The sequence below is a fragment of the Mesorhizobium sp. LNHC232B00 genome, assembly GCF_000502435.1.
Taxonomy (GTDB): Bacteria; Pseudomonadota; Alphaproteobacteria; order Rhizobiales; family Rhizobiaceae; genus Mesorhizobium; species Mesorhizobium opportunistum.
Genome location: NZ_AYWP01000071.1, coordinates 1 through 1,793, shown reverse-complemented (window position 1 = coordinate 1,793; position 1,793 = coordinate 1). Strand labels below are relative to the sequence as shown.

Here is a 1,793-nt window from a genome sequence, read left to right as displayed (position 1 = left end):
TTCCTGTCGCGGCGCTCGCTCAAGGCCTCGCCCAATTCCGGCATGCCGGTGTGGCAGGACCGGCTGTTCATCGGCCTGGCACGCACTGCGGCCGACGCGACCGAATATTTCCAGATCCCGACCGGACGCGTCGTGGAAATCGGCACGCAAGTCGCTATCTAAGGCTGATACGGCAGGTCTTATGGGCACTCGCCATGCTCCCGAAGCCACGAATTCAGCCCGCGACCCATTGGATTACAGGCCATTTCCCAAGGAGCCTAGCGTTGCCGGCATGGGAGCCATCACGCAACGGCACTTGATATTGCATTGCAGCAAGCGTAGAGCACCGCGCGCTTATCGGAGTGTCGTGCCATGGCCCTTACCAATGCTGGTAGTGAGGCAGAACCCGTCAAACAATCGAGCCATCCGGAGATCGAACAGCATAGCACCAAGGTGCTGATGCTGGGTGCTCTTGGTGTGGTTTATGGGGACATCGGCACCAGCCCGATCTACGCCTTTCGCGAAGCGCTGGTGGCATCGTCCCACGGCAGCGTTGCCCAACGCGGCGATATTCTCGGCGTGCTGTCGCTGATCATCTGGTCGCTGACGATCATCGTCACCATTAAGTACATCATGTTCGTGCTGCGTGCCGACAATCGCGGCGAGGGCGGCGTGCTGTCGCTGATGGCACTGGCGCGCGGCAGTTTCCCCAGGCGCTCGGCGGTCATCCTGGGCATCGGCATCGTCGGCGCCTCGCTGTTTTTCGGCGACGCGGTCATCACGCCGGCGATTTCGGTGCTGTCGGCGGTAGAGGGCATGAATGTCGTCACTCCCACCTTCCAACCTTATGTCGTGCCGCTGACACTGGTCATTCTCGCCATGGTATTCGCGGTGCAACGTTTCGGCACGGGCGGCGTGGGACTGGTCTTCGGTCCGGTGACGGCGGTATGGTTCCTGGCAATCGGCCTTTCGGGCCTCAACCACATCATCGCCGATCCGGAAATCCTGTGGGCGATCAGCCCCCACTACATCGTCGCCTTCCTGATCCATTCGCCCGACGTTGCCTTCGTGACGATCGGTGCCATCTTCCTCGCCGTCACTGGCGCCGAGGCGCTCTACGCCGATCTCGGCCATTTCGGCCGCAAGCCGATCGTGCTCGCCTGGCTGTCGATCGTGTTTCCCTGCCTGCTGCTCAACTATGCCGGGCAGGGCGCCTTCGTGCTGGCCAAGAACGGCGTCGTCGGCCATCCGTTCTTCGAGATGAACGAGGGTTGGGCTCTTATTCCCATGGTCGTGCTGGCGACCGCGGCGACGGTCATCGCCAGCCAGGCAGTCATCTCGGGTGCCTTCTCGCTGACCCGGCAGGCGGTGCAGCTCAATATGCTGCCGCGGCTCGAAATCCTGCATACATCGGAAAAACAGTCCGGCCAGATCTACATGCCGCGCGTCAACCTGTTGCTGGCGCTGGTGGTGATGATGCTGGTGGTCGGCTTCGGCGAGTCCAGCAAGCTCGCCTCGGCCTATGGCATCTCGGTGACCGGCAACATGCTGGTGACGACGGTGCTGCTCTATGTCGTCATGACCCGCATCTGGAAATGGCGGCTCTGGGTTGCGATCAGCCTGACGGCCCTGTTTGCCTTCATCGATATTGGTTTCTTCGCCTCCAACATCGTCAAGGTGTTCGAGGGCGGCTGGGCTTCGCTAGCGGTTGCTTTCACCATCGTGCTGGGCATGTGGACATGGGTACGCGGCAGCCGCTATCTGTTCGACAAGACCCGCCGCAACGAGATCCCGCTCGATTTCCTCGCCGGCAA

Annotated in this window: 1 protein-coding gene; it reads left to right on the top strand. The window is 61.6% G+C overall.

What is annotated here, in order from left to right; translation table 11 throughout:
- Positions 1-351: 351 nt before the first annotated feature.
- Positions 352-1,793: KUP/HAK/KT family potassium transporter (locus X743_RS137770; protein WP_023769478.1), on the top strand; the 1,442-nt coding region annotated here is incomplete at its 3' end.